Source organism: Amycolatopsis anabasis, assembly GCF_009765355.1.
Classification (GTDB): domain Bacteria; phylum Actinomycetota; class Actinomycetes; order Mycobacteriales; family Pseudonocardiaceae; genus Amycolatopsis; species Amycolatopsis anabasis.
In genome coordinates, this window is sequence record NZ_VTHK01000073.1 from 23,203 (window position 1) to 38,238 (window position 15,036).

General features: G+C 65.7%; 16 protein-coding genes. 9 read left to right on the plus strand and 7 right to left on the minus strand.

Annotated features, from left to right (window positions below; translation table 11 throughout):
- Positions 1–132 precede the first annotated feature (132 nt).
- From FXO23_RS45150 to FXO23_RS45160, 3 genes are all read left to right on the plus strand, one after another.
- Positions 133–990, plus strand: coding sequence for a fumarylacetoacetate hydrolase family protein (locus FXO23_RS45150; RefSeq protein ID WP_158894181.1), 858 nt, complete (start codon positions 133–135; stop codon positions 988–990).
- Position 991: 1 nt separating this feature from the next.
- A complete protein-coding gene (locus FXO23_RS45155; protein WP_158894184.1) occupies positions 992–1,915 on the plus strand; it encodes a VOC family protein in 924 nt (307 codons plus the stop codon).
- Between the two features lie 100 nt (positions 1,916–2,015).
- On the plus strand, positions 2,016–2,531 hold the full coding sequence (locus FXO23_RS45160; RefSeq protein ID WP_158894187.1) for an SRPBCC family protein: 516 nt from the start codon (positions 2,016–2,018) through the stop codon (positions 2,529–2,531).
- A 241-nt stretch (positions 2,532–2,772) separates the two neighbouring features.
- Here the strand turns inward: FXO23_RS45160 and FXO23_RS45165 are convergent, their stop codons facing one another.
- Positions 2,773–3,411 (minus strand): VC0807 family protein, encoded by a 639-nt coding sequence (locus FXO23_RS45165; RefSeq protein ID WP_158894189.1) that lies wholly within the window; start codon positions 3,409–3,411, stop codon positions 2,773–2,775.
- Positions 3,412–3,658: 247 nt separating this feature from the next.
- On the opposite strand from FXO23_RS45165, the gene FXO23_RS45170 reads away from it, so the two are divergent.
- The 5 genes from FXO23_RS45170 to FXO23_RS45190 all read left to right on the plus strand — a co-directional run bounded on the left by FXO23_RS45170 (position 3,659) and on the right by FXO23_RS45190 (position 7,920).
- Positions 3,659–4,252, plus strand: coding sequence for a CcdC protein domain-containing protein (locus FXO23_RS45170; protein WP_158894192.1), 594 nt, complete (start codon positions 3,659–3,661; stop codon positions 4,250–4,252).
- Positions 4,253–4,270: 18 nt separating this feature from the next.
- Positions 4,271–5,425 carry a sensor histidine kinase gene (locus tag FXO23_RS45175; RefSeq protein WP_158894195.1) on the plus strand — a complete coding sequence of 385 codons (1,155 nt, stop codon included), beginning with the start codon at positions 4,271–4,273 and terminating at the stop codon, positions 5,423–5,425.
- Positions 5,422–6,084 (plus strand): response regulator, encoded by a 663-nt coding sequence (locus FXO23_RS45180; protein ID WP_158894198.1) that lies wholly within the window; start codon positions 5,422–5,424, stop codon positions 6,082–6,084. The genes FXO23_RS45175 and FXO23_RS45180 overlap by 4 nt, the downstream gene beginning before the upstream one ends.
- A 537-nt stretch (positions 6,085–6,621) precedes the next feature.
- Complete coding sequence (locus FXO23_RS45185) at positions 6,622–7,653, plus strand: NADPH:quinone reductase (RefSeq protein ID WP_158894201.1); 1,032 nt, start codon at positions 6,622–6,624, stop codon at positions 7,651–7,653.
- Positions 7,654–7,773: 120 nt separating this feature from the next.
- A complete protein-coding gene (locus tag FXO23_RS45190) occupies positions 7,774–7,920 on the plus strand; it encodes an SDR family oxidoreductase (RefSeq protein ID WP_158894204.1) in 147 nt (48 codons plus the stop codon).
- A 1,025-nt stretch (positions 7,921–8,945) separates the two neighbouring features.
- On the opposite strand, the gene FXO23_RS52410 is transcribed toward FXO23_RS45190, so the two are convergent.
- The 6 genes from FXO23_RS52410 to thpD form a co-directional block, all read right to left on the minus strand.
- Positions 8,946–9,080, minus strand: a complete 135-nt coding sequence (locus FXO23_RS52410) for a hypothetical protein (protein WP_281356731.1) — start codon at positions 9,078–9,080, stop codon at positions 8,946–8,948.
- Positions 9,081–9,585: 505 nt separating this feature from the next.
- Positions 9,586–11,100, minus strand: coding sequence for an amino acid adenylation domain-containing protein (locus FXO23_RS45195; RefSeq protein ID WP_246258451.1), 1,515 nt, complete (start codon positions 11,098–11,100; stop codon positions 9,586–9,588).
- Between the two features lie 77 nt (positions 11,101–11,177).
- Positions 11,178–11,564: an ectoine synthase gene (locus FXO23_RS45200; protein WP_158894211.1), complete on the minus strand. Its 387-nt coding sequence runs from the start codon at positions 11,562–11,564 to the stop codon at positions 11,178–11,180.
- Positions 11,561–12,085: a diaminobutyrate acetyltransferase gene (gene ectA, locus FXO23_RS45205; RefSeq protein ID WP_158894214.1), complete on the minus strand. Its 525-nt coding sequence runs from the start codon at positions 12,083–12,085 to the stop codon at positions 11,561–11,563. Before ectA ends, FXO23_RS45200 begins: the two co-directional genes overlap by 4 nt.
- Positions 12,086–12,142: 57 nt before the next feature.
- Entirely contained in the window at positions 12,143–12,418 is a 276-nt protein-coding gene (locus tag FXO23_RS45210; protein ID WP_158894217.1) for an acyl carrier protein, read from the minus strand.
- 29 nt (positions 12,419–12,447) lie between these two features.
- Entirely contained in the window at positions 12,448–13,371 is a 924-nt protein-coding gene (gene thpD, locus FXO23_RS45215; protein WP_158894229.1) for an ectoine hydroxylase, read from the minus strand.
- 603 nt (positions 13,372–13,974) lie between these two features.
- Between thpD and FXO23_RS45220 the strand changes: the two genes are divergently transcribed.
- Complete coding sequence (locus tag FXO23_RS45220; protein ID WP_158894220.1) at positions 13,975–14,790, plus strand: EamA family transporter; 816 nt, start codon at positions 13,975–13,977, stop codon at positions 14,788–14,790.
- Positions 14,791–15,036 lie beyond the last annotated feature (246 nt).

Below are 15,036 nucleotides of genomic sequence, written 5' to 3' on the forward strand. Positions count from 1 at the left end.
AAGCGATGACGCGTCGGCAGCGCGGCATCGGGTGTGCCCCCGGTACTCACCCGCGGCCCCGGGTCCGAGCCGACGCCATCTCCGGTCTGCTCGACGACGTGATGTCCGACCGAATCCCTGAAAGGCAAAACAATGAAACTGGCCAATGTGGACGGACGCGCGGTCCTGCTGACCGCCGACGACAAAGGGGTCGACGTCGAGACGGCGTCGGGTGGCGAGTTCGGCCCCGGTCTCGCGTCCGTTTACGAGAACTGGGACGGGTTCCGGGCCTGGGCGGAACAGCCGCCCGCCGGACCCGGCATCGTCTTCACCCGCGCGCGGCTGGGCTCGCCGTCACCGGCCCCTCGGCAGATCATCGCGATCGGCCTGAACTACGACACCCACGCCGCCGAGTCCGGATTCGCCGCACCGGGCGGACTCCCCCCGACATTCACCAAGTTCGTCTCCGCGCTGACCGGCCCCGACGCGGAAGTCGTGCTGCCCGCCGGTGGCGACGTGGACTGGGAGGTGGAACTCGTCGCCGTCATCGGCCGGACCGCCACCCGCGTCGCGGAATCCGAGGCATGGGATCACGTCGCCGGGGTGACGATCGGGCAGGACCTCTCCGAACGCGTCACGCAACTGGCCGGTCCCGCCCCGCAGTTCAGCCTGGGAAAGTCGTTCCCGAACTTCGCGCCGGTCGGGCCGTGGCTGGTCACGCCGGACGAACTGGCGAACCGGGACGACCTGGCGCTCGGCTGCGCGGTCGACGGCGAGACCGTGCAGGACAGCCGCACCCGTGAACTGATCTTCCCGGTCGCCAGGCTGGTTTCCGCGCTGTCACGGACCATCACCCTGTACCCGGGCGACCTCCTCTTCACCGGGACCCCGGCGGGCGTGGGCATGGGCCGCACGCCGCAACGGTTCCTGCGGCCCGGCGAACACCTCGTCAGCTGGATCGAAGGCATCGGCGAGATGCACCAGACATTCGTCACCGCACAGGAGGACTGACATGGGCATGCACCGGCTCACCCGGGTCACGATGGGTGTCCCGAACGTCGCGGAAACCATCGCCTACTACGCCGATTTCGGCCTCACCCACCACGGCGACGGGGCCTTCAGCACTCGCGAAGGCGGAGAGCAGCTGCGGATCCGGCACGCCGCATCCCGGCGGGTGCTCGAACTCGGAGTGGGAGTCGACGACGTCGACGACCTCGCGCGGACCGCGTCGCGGCTGGACCGCCTCGGCGTAGCCAGCGGCACGGACGGCACCGCGGTCACCGCGATCGAGCCGGTTTCCGGCTTCACCGTCCGCGTCGAGATCGCGCTGCGGATCGCGCAGCAGCCCGTCCCGGCCACCCCCTACAACGGGCCCGGCCGCATCGAGCGGTTCGGCCGCGCACCCGGAGTGCTGCGCGAAGACCCGATCAGGCCCAAGAAACTCGGCCACTGCGTGGTGGGCACCACCGACCTCGAAGCCACCATGCGGTTCTTCACCGACGGACTCGGCTTCAAGGTCAGTGACTACATCGGGGACAAAGGCGCCTTCATGCGCTGCTCGGTCGATCACCACAACGTGCTGGCGCTCGCGGCACCGGTGAACTTCCTGCACCACACGTCCTGGCAGGTCGACGACATCGACGACGTCGGGCGAGGCGCGGCGGCGATGCTGGCGGGCAACCCCGACCGGCACGTGTGGGGCCTCGGGCGGCACCACGCGGGATCCAACTTCTTCTGGTACCTCAAGGATCCGGCGGGGAACTTCAGCGAGTACTACGCCGACATGGACTGCATCCCCGAGGACGAGATCTGGACCCCGGAAGTCTTCGAAGGCGTACAGGGCCTGTTCAGCTGGGGCCCACCCCCACCACCGTCGTTCCTGGAACCCGACGACCTCGCCGCGCTGATGACCGGACAGCACGCACCCTCCCGGTGACCGCGGCGGCCTCCCCGTCCGGCGAGATGACGTGTCACCGGAAAGCGAGAAAAGACAGCGGCGCCGGAAAGTCCCGCGCCTGATCGGAAAAGGAGAAGTTGTGTCAGTGGAACTGTACGTCCCCCAGATCCCGGACAACCTGAACATCCGGTTCGTCGAAAACCGCATCGTCATCAATCGCCCGGTACAGGACGTGTACGACTGGGTGACCACCTGGTCGAACCTGCCGAAATGGCTGCCGATGGCCCTCGGCACCGAGGTACAGCGCGGCAAGGAGGATGCCCCCGCCGAACTGGGCGATGTGCTGCTCGAGACCATCCAGCCGGAGCTGAAAGAGAAGCCAAAGCTTTACACCGTGGTGGCGCGGGTCCCCGGCAAGTTGTGGACGGTGGTCGGCAGGGACGTGCTCGACGACGGCTCCCTGGCCCCGGCGATGCACGCGATCGCCACCTTCACCACATTCGACCTCGGTGACGGAACGACCCTGTTCTGCCGCCTGTTCGAGCGGCTGATCCCGGACACCGAACCGCCCGGCCCGCACCCGGTCGAAGACCCGGCACGAATCCAGCCCGGCCTGGAACTGATCAAAGCCCACCTCGAGGGCACAGCCGGATAGCTCCCCCTGCACCGCTTTCGCGGTCCCTTAGTCATGTAACCCGTTGTGCCGTAACCATTCTCGGGGCCGCTTGAGGTAGCGGCCCCGAGCCACCAACGAAGGAGCGCGCTGTCGGTCGCTGCCCATCAGCTGAGCGAGACCGGTCACGCCCGCGGAAAGATCGTGCTCACCCTCTAGACCGACTTGGTCACCGAGTTCCGTCGCCGCTGATGATCTCCTTTTCCGGCAACGTTTTCCCGGCTCAGGCGGCGGGCTTGGCCTGGTGCCTTGTTAGCAGCGTCCACCCGATGAGTGCCGTGAAGGCGACGATCATCAGTGCCTGGGAGAAGTTGGCCGCCACGCCGAGCGGCAGCGCGTACACGGCCACGACGCGGAGCACGGAATCGGCCAGCAGCCCGCCGCCCCACACCAGTGAGACCCGGTACCAGCGGCGGCGCATGGCCGCGCCCTGCGCGGTCGCCTCGAACTCGCTCCGCTGGTTGCCGCCCGCCGAATGCGCCATGCGCCGAGCCGCGTAGTAGGCGAGCGGCCTGCGGATCAGGCAGCTGCCGGCGAGGATGGCGCCCGCCACGAAGGTGGTCGCCGACTCCTTGGCGAGCAGCAGGCGCGGGTCGCCGCTGAGGAAGCTCAGGCCGAGGCCGGCGCCGAACAACAGCATGAACGCCAGCGAGAGCGGGTCGACCCTGCGTTGCGCCACCGCGACCCAGATCGTCCGCACCCCCGCGACGACCGTACCGGCCAGCAGCGACACGTAGGTGCTCGCGCCGAGTAGTTCGGCCACGTAGTAGGCGATGACCGACAGTCCGATGTCGAGGAACAGCGTGGAGATCATGGTGCGGGCGAAGGTGTTGCCGCGCTTGGCTTCCGTGCTCTGTGTCATGCCGAACTCCCTGTTTTGGCTTGGTTGCTGGGATCTGAGGCGAAACGCTACGGTCGTGGCCCGGTGGTCGTCTTGACGCGCGGGCCGTATTCACGGGTGGAGAACTTCTCCACCCCGTGCCGGTTCGCCGATCCGGGTGGAGAGATTTCTCCACCCGCGGATACCACGCTCGCCCCACGACATCGGCGCTGGTCAGCCATAGATTTTCGGCATCGGGAACGAATTCGAGTGAAAGCAGTGAGAAACCATGAGTGGACCCGTCGAAATCGTGCTGATCGTGGCCGCCGTCGCCTACCTGATGGTGCGCCGGCTGATGGGCGAACCCGCGCAGGCCAAGCAGATGCTTGTCCTGCCCGCCGTGCTGTGCGTCATCGGCCTCGCCAACGTGTCCGGCGAGGTGAAAACGCCGCTGTCACTGGCCTTCCTCGTCGGAATCGCGGTGATCGGCGTCGTCCTCGGCGTGCTGCGCGGGGCGACTGTGCGGATCTCCCGGCGTGACGACGTCGCGTTCGTCCGCTACACCACCGTGACCGTCGTACTGTGGCTGCTGAACATCGCGGTCAAGGCTGGTGTGACCTACGCGCTCGACACGTTCGACCCGAAGGACGCCGGCGGCGTGTCCAACAGCCTGCTGCTCACCTTCGGCCTCGGCATCCTCGCCGAAGGGCTGGTCGTGCTCTACCGCGCGCTGCGCGGCGGTCACCAGGTCATGTGGACCCAGGGCAGCGACGGCGCCCCCGCGCAGACCTCGTCGCTGCTGGACAACATCCAGCGTGAACTCGGCCGCCGCGACCGCCGCCCGGCCGGGTGGAACACTCGGTCCGAACGCGAATACCTCTGACGAGGAGGAACCCGGTCCATGACCACGGATCAGCGGCCATCGGCTCGTCCCGCGCGTTTCCGGGACGAGCTGATCCAGCCTTTCCTCGTCCTCACCTCGGTCGTCGGTACCGCCGTCCAGTGGCCCGGCGCCCACATCGCGTACCGGCCGCTGGCCCTGCCGCTGTTCGTGCTCGTCTCGATCGCCGCCCTCGCGTCACTGCTGCCGTGGACCCGACTCTCCGCGGGCAGGCAGATCGCCGCGATGAGCGCGTACATGCTGTTCGGCGCGCTGCTGATGCCGCTGGCGCACCAGACGATCGGAGCGCTGTTCCCGTACGTCGCCGCCGCGGCTGCGGGCCTTAAGCTCGCCTCGCGCAAGGCCGCCGCGACCATCGCGATCACCGGCGCGCTCGGCACGGCCTGCGCGACCTGGGCGGTCGGGCAACTGACACCGGACTTCCCGCAGCGGCCGGTGTGGCTCACGCTGACCGTCGCCCTGCCGGTCGCCATCGGCATCTCGCACCACGACCGGCTCGACGCCGTGCGCAGCGCGGATCTCGCCGCCGAGGAGGCACGACGCGCCCGCGAGTCCGAGGCACGCGAAGCCGCGCTCGTCGAGCGGAGCCGGATCGCGCGCGAGATCCACGACGTGCTCGGCCACTCACTCTCGGGGATCGCGCTGCAACTGGACATGGCCGACGCGCTGCGCGGCAGCGGCCGCGACGACGAGGCGACCGCCGCCATCCGCCGGGCACGCGCGATCGCCGTCGACTCGATCAGCGAGACCCGCCGCGCCGTGCACGCGCTGCGCGAGGACACCCTTCCGCTGCCCGAGACGCTGCGCCGGCTCGCCGAGCACGCCGGGGTCGGCTTCGCGATCACCGGCGAGGCCGGGCCGGTCGGCGCGGAGGCCACGCACACCATGGTCAGGGTGTCGCAGGAGGCACTGACCAACGCGGCCAAGTACGCGCCGGGCGCCGCCCGCGACCTGCGCCTCGCTTTCACCACCGAGCATGTCAAGCTGACAGTGCACAATGGACCCGCGACCGGACCCCGCCACACCCAACCGGCCGAGAGCTCCGGGTTCGGACTCGTCGGCATGCGCGAACGCGCCGCCCTGCTCGGCGGCACCCTGCAGGCAGGCCCGGCCGACGGCGGCGGCTGGACCGTGGAACTGGAGCTACCCCGATGACCGATCCCGCGATCACCCTCGTCGTCGTCGACGACCAGGCAACCGTCCGCGAAGCGCTCGCGGTCATGCTCGACCTCGCCGAGGACGTAGACGTCGTGGCTACCGCGACCAACGGCGCCGAAGCCGTCGAGGCCGCGCGGCGGCATCATCCGGACGTGGTGCTCATGGATCTCAACATGCCCGTCCTGGACGGGGTCGCCGCGACCGGCCGCATCCGCGAGGCCCTGCCGGAGACCACGATCCTCGTGCTGACCACGTTCGACGACGACGAGTCGATCCTGGCCGCCTTGCAGGCGGGCGCGAGCGGTTACCTGACCAAAGAGGCCGACCGGGTCACGATCCTGCACGCCGTGCGCACCGCGGCCCAGGGACAGACCGTGCTCTCACCCGAGGTACAGCGCCGCCTGCTGGCCCTGGCGGGCAAACCGGCCCGGCCCGCCGAACCGGACTTCGCGCTGACCACGCGCGAACGGGAAATCCTCGGCCTGATCGGCGACGGCCTGCGCAACCCGGAAATCGCGGCCAAGCTCGTGGTCAGCGAGGCCACCGTGAAAACACACATCAACAACCTCTTCGCCAAGGCCGGTTTCCACTCCCGCGCCGACGCCGTCCGCTACGCGCTCAACCACCAGAACGGCCGCAGCCGACGTGAGTGCTGAGACCAGGCCGGCGCGGCCCCGGCCCAACGCCGAGCCGTAGCCCTTCGGCGGCCACCGCGGCGCTCGAGCAGGGGTGGCGAGGTCTGGCAGTTACCGGCCCTTGCGTCCCGGACCGCGATCTCGCCCAGCGTCATGCGAAGCGAAGGGAACATCCGCTATTCGGCATGAGAGCGCGTTCGACTTGCGCGCGGTATGCGGCAGAAGAGGACGTTTGCCTCGGTGAGAATGGCTTCCCTGGCGAGATCGTGGTTGAGGTGGTTTGGGTTTTCCTATTGACTACCGAGCCGGTCGTTGCCCGGTCTGCGACGGTTTTGTGCTGACCTTGCGGGGTATTCGGTAACGTGCCGTTGCTTTCCGCCGTCCGGTGCAGTGTGTGCTCGTTGTGTTCGTCTCCTCGGGGAATACGTCTGTGCTCGCGCGGGTTCGGTGGAGGTGTGTCCGGCGAGCGTGTGCTGCGTGAGCATCGAACCGGTGGACCACACGGCGGTCACGCGTGCCGACGGTGCGGCAGAGGAGCCGGCGAAGGATGGGTGAGAGATGAAGGCCGTTGTCCGGACCATGGCTGGTGGACCCGAGGTTTTCCAGGTGGTCGAGCGCGCGGTTCCCGAGCCCGGCCCGGGAGAGGTCCGCGTTCGGGTGCACAGCTCGGGGGTCAACCCTACGGACTGGCGTAGCCGCGTGCGTGCCCTTCCGGTGGGTGTGCGCGAGCAGGTGCCGCACCAGGACGGTGCCGGGGTGATCGACGCCGTCGGCCCGCGCGTGGATCCGGACCGGGTCGGGCAGCGGGTGTGGATCTGGGAAGCGGCTTGGCAGCGGGCGTGGGGCACGGCCGCGCAGTACACGGTGGTTCCCGACCGGCAGGCGGTCGCCCTGCCCGGCCACGCCTCGTTCGAGCTTGGCGCGGCATTGGGCATCCCCGCCCTGACCGCGCATCGCGCGCTGAGCGTCTCCGACGATGGCTCGGGACGTGTCGGGCCGAACGCGTTGCGGGGCGTCACCGTTCTGGTCGCGGGCGGCGCCGGCGCGGTCGGCAACGCGGCCATTCAACTCGCCCGGTGGTCCGGTGCGCGGGTGATCACCACCGTCAGCGGCCCCGGCAAGGCCGCGCTGGCGCGTGCGGCCGGCGCCCACCATGTAGTCGACTACCGCACGCAGGACGCTGCCGTGGCGATCCGGGCCATCGCGCCCGAGGGCGTGCACATCATCGTCGAGGTCGCGCCGGCGGCCAACGCCTCGCTCGACCTCGCGGTGGCCGCTCGTGGGGCGGTCATCGCCTTCTACGGGGGCAACACGGGAGAGCACTTGTCTGTGCCGGTGCTCGAATCGCTGCCGGCCAACCTGCGCTGGCAGGGCGTGTACGTCTACACGGTGCCACCCGCGGCCAAGGACCATGCGGTCACCGACGTCGCGGCGGCCGTGGCAGCGGGCGCCCTGCGGGTGGGGGAGCAGGCCGGGCTACCGCTGCATCACTTCCCGTTGGAACAACTCGCCGACGCCCACACCGCCCTCGAGCAAGGCGCCGTCGGCAAGGTCCTGCTCACCATCCCCGACACCGATCCAGCCGGATGATCCGCCGACCGTGACGCCGATCCCGGACGGTTCCGTGCGCCACGACGTTGACGACGAGCGCGAAAGAGCGCGCAACGGCCAGCTCCATCGGCGACGGCTCGACCCGCTGGACGCCGATGTATGGGGCTCGAACCCGGCGCGCCGCTGGGCAGGAAAGAGATGCCCACGGAAACCGGGTATGTGGTGGCGTTCCTGGCCCACCCCGCGGCCAGCTTCATCACGGGAGGTCAATTCGTCGTCGACGGCGGCATCACCCCATCCTTGTGAACACCAGACAACCATCCGCTATTCGGCATTACCGGACAGTCGATTGCCGTCGCCATGATCGCTCCGCACGGCGGATCTGGAACATGTTCTCTCGTTGGATCACCTGCTGTCGGCTGCCTGGGAGTTCGTACGGGTACAAGAGATCGTCCAGCCCGCACGAATGCGACCAGATCGGGCCAAAGATGCCGTCGGCCGGACATCGCACTGGGTCCACCCGCCCAGCACACCGCAACTTCGGTAGGTCGCGAGGAGGACACGCCCGTGACTCGAACAGACCACTCGTACAGAGCAGCGTCACAGTGGCCGACTACGACCCCAACTGGGCTCAAACAAATCAAATCAAACCTGAGCCGCGGACCGAGGGGGCCACTTATCGATCACAGGGGCCAACTAGCAATCACAGGCACATCCGCCACGAGCTCGCACGACTACGCGGTGACAGAAACCGCTGACAAGTGATGCTGGCGGTCTGTTTGCCGGTAGGCCCGATGCGCCAGCCATCGGTGCAGGTCGTCGGGGGTGGAACGGGAAATTTTCGCCGGGCACCTGATAGCGGAAGCTCAGCCTACCCAACGTTTACCCAACATAAATGGGAGCGATTGAGGGCGATCCGGGCCGATTCAGAGTGTTTGCCTATGCGAAGTTCGCAGGCAGATCGACTGGGATCGACCCGGATCGAGTACTTTCAGCTACCCGAAGGGTTGCTGGTTCGAGTCCAGCCGGGGGAGCATCACCCCAGGTCAGCGGCCTGGGGTTTTGTTCTGAGGTCCGGTTTTTCGGGCAAGGGTGCAGAAATGGTGCACATTCGCCGCATGCCGTGATGGGGTTCCGGACGTGACGGCGGATCCGTCGTTGAGCTGTGCGGTCGCGGCTCGCGTGGGCTGGGCGGCAGGGCGCCGCCTGCTGTTGTCGTTGCGGTCGACGTGGCCGGTGCGCGGTCATCGCGCGGCACTGAGGACGGTGGCGATGGTTTTGCGGAAGACGTGGCTGGTGACCCAGCGGTAGTAGCCGCGTTCGTGAAGGCTTCACTGATTCGGTGAAGCACGTTGCTGGGGTCCAGCCAGCCTCCGTTGGCGGTAGGCGCGGCCGGTGACGCGGATGATGATGCGCCAGTCGATCGCCACGGTGGGGCCGATCGGGTCGAACGCTGTTTCGTCCATGGCCAGGAGTTCGCTGAGTCGGACACCGGTAGCCAGCCAGCATGGTGCGGACGAGGTCGGGCAAGTCGGACCAGATTCGTGCACAAGGGCCGAGACTGCGTCCGAGCCCATCGACGGAACAGCACGTGCAGGCAGTGCCTCCAGTCCGGCAGGTTGGTGGTGCGGCGGCCTGCCAATGCGTGCGGTTCGCTGTGCGATTGCAGGGTCTCACCGCGGATGACATGTCGACCTTGATTGGCCTGCGTTTTTCTCGTTATCTCATGGCGATGTCATCGGACTATTGACCACTAAGGGCGACACGCCGAGGTAGTCGACGCACTCGACTGATGCGTCCACCGCCCAAGAAATTATTGCTCAGGGCGGTCTGCCGGATGTGGCGGTCAACGGGCGATCTGCCGATCATCGTCGCCGCGCGACCCCGACGGGGCTCAATGGGCGGCCCGCAGGTCGCCGGATGGCCACGATAGTGATCGACCGAATTGAGCGCACGCGCATCTCGTAGTCGTCACGACGGTTCGGCGTTGGGCTCACCGCGTCGCAGGGCCTCGGCCAGCGCGTGGCGGTCGACTTTCCCATTCCTGTTCAGCGGGAGTTCGTCGAATGGAGTGAGCCGATGCGGGATCATATATCTGGGTAGCCGACGTCGCAGGGCGGCGAAGACGGCGTCGACGTCAGGTACGTATCCGGTGAAGGCCGCTTCCAGATTCAGTTCGTCGTCCGCGCCCTGGAGTGCGAGGACGATCGCGTCGCGCACGCCGGGGAACTCGCGCAGGGCCGACTCGATCTCGCCGAGTTCGACGCGGTAGCCGCGGATCTTCACCTGGTTGTCCATCCGGCCGAGACGTACCAGTTGTCCCTCGGACTTGGTTACGCGGTCGCCGGTCCGATACCAATGCTCCGGGGTCAGCGGGGTTGTGCCGTCGTAGATCGTTGCCGTGCTGTTGCCGAGAGTGAGAAAGCTGCCGGCGTTCTCGGCGGGGTCGAGGTAGCCCGCGAACCGCTGCGGCCCGCGTACACAAAGTTCACCGGTGTGTGCTGGTCGGCCGGCGTCGTCCAAGACTACGCATTCCATTCCAGGATAAGGTGATCCTATGGGCATGGTTCGTCCTGGGGGACGAGGCCAGTCGGCGAGGTTGCGGGGAAGCCGGTATTCGGTGCAGGTGACGGTGAGTTCCGTCGGTCCGTAAAGGTTCTCCAGCACGCTGTTGGGTGCGGCCGCGTGCCAGGCTTCTGCTTGCTGGAGTGTTGGAGCTTCTCCGCAGAACAGGCTCCACCGTAGCTCGGGCATGGTGGCTGGCCGCAGGGAACCTCGCCGCATCGCGAAGGAGATTACGGTGGGGACGGAGAACCAGTGCGTAAGGCGAGCGCGATTGATGAACCTCACCGGTGCGAGAAGATCTTCACGCCGGGGCACGACGAGAGTTGCGCCCGAGCCCCACGCGACGAACATGTCGAATACCGATGGGTCGAACGTCAAGTCGAAGGTTTGTGAGAGCCGAGCGCCCGGGCCCGCCTGGTAGCGGCGGATGACGTGGTCCAGATACGCCGACACATTGCGATGCTGGATCGGTACGCCCTTGGGCGTACCCGTTGAGCCCGAGGTGAACAGGATGTAGGCCAGGTGGTCCGGAGCCGTGTCGTTGTGCGGTGGCGGCCAACCCCCGCCGGTTCTCGTGACATTGCTCGCGCCGATGTCGAGGACTGGACAGCCGAGATCCGGGACCGGGCCATTCGGGCTGACGACCAGATCGAGCTGCGCGGCCTCGGCCACCAACCGGTTGCGAGCGACCGGAACCGCCGGATTGAGTGGTACGACCGCGGCGCCGAGTCGTTGGCCGGCGAGGTAACCGGCGTAGGTGGTGACGGAACGGTCGGCGAGCAGTCCGACTCGCGTCGGCCGGTGGCCACCGTTGGCCTGCACCAGCAACGCGGCGACGTTCGCCGCACGAGAGTCCAGCTCCCGGTAGGTTAGGCCGGTCTCGCCGATTTCGAGAGCGATCTCGTCGCCGTGTTCCGCCACGGAGGCAGCAAAGCGCTGGTACAAGGTAAGTAGCCGGTGCGTTACGCGATGTGGCACAGGCGCTCCCTCCGGCCCGTTCACTCGGGCGGCGGCGGGTAGGCGCCGTTCTCGTCGTGGACCTCCCGCCCGGTACATGCAGGCGTGAATATGCAGATGTTCCGCACTTCGGTCCGGGCGAGGAACGTGTGGTCGTCATGGTCGTCCAGGACGTAGAGAGTGCCCGGCCTCAGGACGAAACTCTCCCCGGTGGCCTCGTTGCGGACCTCGGCTTCTCCGGCGATGCAGTAAACGGCCTCAACATGATTCAGGTACTGCATCCTGGTTTGCACTCCGGCCCGCATGATCGTGTCGTGGAAGGAGTAGCCCAGCCCGTCGGCGGCGAGCAGCAGCCTCCTGCTGCGCCATCCGTCGGAGACGACATCTGCGTCGGTGTCTTCGATGTCCCGCAATGTCTTTACGATCATGGCGACTCCTCTCGATGTCTGGCTTTCCTTACTGGTCCGATGCGATAGAGAACTTCAGGTTCGTGGTCATCGTCGAAATATTCGCTGTCGAAAAGAGTGCTGCGGGTCAGTTCCGCGCGGTGCAGGGTGGCGAATTTCCGGTAGATCATGATTATCGGACGATTGCTTGGGTTGACGGTTCCTTCCAGGAACTCCACGTGGCGAGTGGCGACGCGTTCGAAAAGCCTGTTGAACAAGAGTGACCCGAGTCCGGGTATGCCATGCCGGTCGGTGGCGGCCATCTGCCAAAGTACCAGCGTGGCCGGGTCATCCTGCTTGATGTAGCCGGTGAGGAACCCAATCAGACGATCGGACAGGTATGCCACTATCGACGTACTCGAAAAATCGCGGCACCACAGCAGGTAGCTGTACAGGCTGTTCTTGTCGAGGTTTTCGGATTGTTGTACGAGGGTCCAAATCCGGTAGGCGTCTTCGACGGCCGGAGAGCGGATCACGAGTTGTGTGGAGAGGTGGTCGGTCATGATGGGACCTTGACGCGGTGGACGACGTCACGCCTGTTTCGAGAATGGTCGGTCTGTTCAGGGGTGATCGTTATCAGTTCCTTCTTCGGTGGCATGGTAACTCACTCGGGAAACGAGCCTTATCACGTCGCTGACCACGTTCAATTCGCCGAGTTCCTCTTCGGTGATCGTGATGTGAAACTCTCGCTCAAGGGTTTCCAGCAGGCGGATCACGTCCAGCGAATCCATACGCAGGTCCAGTTCGAGATTAGAGCTCGGCTTGATGCTCGTCACCTCCGGTGACGTGTGTTGCCGGAGTACGCGCATGACAGTGTCTGCGTCGGGGTTCGACATGATGCGTCCCTTTTTGCTTGAGTTACCGCTTATCGCGGACTCGTAGTTGCCGGAGTGAACTCGCGGCTGGCTACGTATTCGGGGCGAGGCTTGGGCGCATAGAAGGGTTCGACGAGCTTATTCTCGACGCTATTGAACACGACGAAGACGTTCGAACGGGGATATGGAGACATGTTGCTGCCCGATGCGTGGAGACAGTTGCAGTCGAATAGCACCGCGGAACCGGCTTTGCCCTCGATTTGCTGTATGCCGTGCTTGCCGGCGAGTTCGGTCACGCAGGCGTGGTCGGCACTGCCGACTGCGGGGCGCTTGTCGCGTAGCGAACTCTCGTGATAGTCGGATGGAGTTTCCCCGGGGCAGGATACAAACGTCTTGTGGGAGCCGGGGATGATCATCAGGGGGCCGTTGCCGGGAATGTTGTCGGTTAGTGCGATGGACATACTCAGCGCTCTTGGCGCGGGCATTCCATCCTCGGCGTGCCAGGTCTCAAAATCAGAATGCCAATGGAACTCGGCCCCGCCGAATCCGGGTTTGAAATTGATTCGAGACTGGTGAATGTAAACCTCTGACCCGAGTACCTGTCTCGCATGGTCTGTGACCTTTGACGAATAGATTATAGATGAAAGCACTTCACTGATTCGATGAACTTCGAACACTGATCGGATTTCGTTCGAATCTGGTTCCAGTACCACTCTACTGCTGTTTCGCAGGTGTGTGTCGAGATTCATCCTGCGAAGCTCTTCTCGGCATAACAAAACTTCGTCGGAGGTCAGGAGTTGATCTAAGGTCAGGAATCCGTTTCGCTCGTACTCTTCCAGGTTGAACGCACTGATCGGGCCGGCCTGCCCCGTGCCCCATACGGTCGGATGCCGCCGAGGGCGTTGCGTTGGTTTTCCCGCGTGACGAGTAACGTACTCGTCCTGGGCAGTCTCCGCGTTAGTGTACGGCTCCACTTCCTCGTTGCCTCCTTCGGTTTGACAGTCGATCAGCCTCACAATCCGGCAGGGCTTCGTTGATCCCTGTCCCTCGGCGTCACGATCCCACGGGACTTGATCGGAGTCTCGTTCCAGGGGAACCTTCTATAGAGGTTGTTAGATATTTGCGACAACCTGGCGGTCTCGCCGAGAGGATGTCGATGTTCGGCTTCTTGATCGAACAACGCCGTAACGATCATTTCCGGGCGTGGAATTGTGCAGGTCGTCGGCCGGTGGGCGCTGTGATGATCTTATTGACCTTGATCCGGTCTGCATCCGCGGATGGGGTTGGTCAGTCATCGTCGATCGACCTGGTCGCGCGCCCGTGATCGAGGCAAGCCCGCCAGTGGATTCCCTAACGACACATCGCGAGCTATGACGTGGCGTGCACACTACCTTGGTGGGGGTGCGAGTGAGGAAGTCAACCGCTTAGGAGTGATCCGTGACGCACGCACAGGCGCTTCCTTCGAACGGACACGCGGCTTGAAGCGCGCTCGCCGAGCCCCGGCCGGTATACCGGCCCCCGCACTCGTCCTCGGCAGCGTGGTAAGTGTCCAAATAGGACAAGCATTCGGAAAGCACATGCTGGGATTCAGCGGAGCGTTCGGAATCGTCGCACTTCGGCTCGGGTTGGCGGCGTTGGTGCTGGCCCTCATCTGGCGCCCGCGTTTGCCCACTGACCGGCGAACCCTCGGACTTGTCTGCGCGTTCGGCTCCGCAATCGCCGGGATGAACACCATCTACCTGGTCATGCAGTACTTCCCCCTCGGTATCGCCATATCGCTGCAACTGCTCGGACCGGTAGCCCTGGCGCTGATCACCTCGCGCCGGCTGGTGGACCTTTCCTGGTCCGCGCTCGCCGGAGTCGGGGTGATGCTGTTCGGCATCCGCGGCGGGCAGGCGGATGGCCTCCCGCTGGCCGGACTCTTGCTGGCCGCTCTTTCGGCGGGTTCCTGGGCTGTCTATCTGTTGTTGAGCAAGCGCGCCACCAGCCGGGACTCCGACAGTTCGCTGCTGTGCCTGGCATTGTGCTGGGGAGCGCTGCTCTACCTGCCGGTAGGCGTGATCGAAAGCGGAACCACACTGGTTCAGCCCAAGATCCTCCTCTTCGCGTTCGGAGTCGCGGTGTTGTCCGCGGCCATCCCATACTCGTTGGACCTGGCGGCACTGCGGAAACTCCCGCCGCGGATGGTCGGCGTGCTGCAGAGCCTGGAACCGGCTTTCGCCGGTGTCGCCGGCCTCTTCATTCTGGGCGAGTTCCTGCCCCTGCAGCACTGGCTAGGAATTTTGTGCGTGACCGCCGCCTCGATCGGTGCGGTCATGGCAAACAGTTACCCTCGTCGATGGCACGGGAACAGGGAACGAGTGCCGCCGCACCCACCGCTTCGCTCCGAGTGAGCGTCACGGGCAGGAAATGCTGGACCGCCTCGTGCGCTACCAGCAGGAACATCTGACCAACGCGTGAGACGCGACTGCTCGTGGGTGCGCTGGCAGCAGTGTTTCGATGGCGTAGGAGTTCCCGCGGCGAGCTGATGTGGGAGGCTGAAGGGCGGCATGGTGGGTGCGCGTCAGCACTGGCATAGACCTTTGTCCTATGCAAACCTTGCGGGGTGCGCAGAATGATGTCCGTTTCGGTCGAGACAG

Coding starts and splice junctions, on each gene's coding strand:
- FXO23_RS45180 (WP_158894198.1), top strand. CDS start 5,422: ATGACCGATCCCGCGATCACCCTCGTCGTCGTCGACGACCAGGCAACC.
- FXO23_RS45150 (WP_158894181.1), top strand. CDS start 133: ATGAAACTGGCCAATGTGGACGGACGCGCGGTCCTGCTGACCGCCGAC.
- FXO23_RS45185 (WP_158894201.1), top strand. CDS start 6,622: ATGAAGGCCGTTGTCCGGACCATGGCTGGTGGACCCGAGGTTTTCCAG.
- FXO23_RS45165 (WP_158894189.1), bottom strand. CDS start 3,411: ATGACACAGAGCACGGAAGCCAAGCGCGGCAACACCTTCGCCCGCACC.
- FXO23_RS45210 (WP_158894217.1), bottom strand. CDS start 12,418: ATGTCGAACCCCGACGCAGACACTGTCATGCGCGTACTCCGGCAACAC.
- FXO23_RS45200 (WP_158894211.1), bottom strand. CDS start 11,564: ATGATCGTAAAGACATTGCGGGACATCGAAGACACCGACGCAGATGTC.
- FXO23_RS52410 (WP_281356731.1), bottom strand. CDS start 9,080: ATGGACGAAACAGCGTTCGACCCGATCGGCCCCACCGTGGCGATCGAC.
- FXO23_RS45170 (WP_158894192.1), top strand. CDS start 3,659: ATGAGTGGACCCGTCGAAATCGTGCTGATCGTGGCCGCCGTCGCCTAC.
- ectA (WP_158894214.1), bottom strand. CDS start 12,085: ATGACCGACCACCTCTCCACACAACTCGTGATCCGCTCTCCGGCCGTC.
- FXO23_RS45155 (WP_158894184.1), top strand. CDS start 992: ATGGGCATGCACCGGCTCACCCGGGTCACGATGGGTGTCCCGAACGTC.
- FXO23_RS45190 (WP_158894204.1), top strand. CDS start 7,774: ATGGGGCTCGAACCCGGCGCGCCGCTGGGCAGGAAAGAGATGCCCACG.
- FXO23_RS45220 (WP_158894220.1), top strand. CDS start 13,975: ATGCTGGGATTCAGCGGAGCGTTCGGAATCGTCGCACTTCGGCTCGGG.
- FXO23_RS45175 (WP_158894195.1), top strand. CDS start 4,271: ATGACCACGGATCAGCGGCCATCGGCTCGTCCCGCGCGTTTCCGGGAC.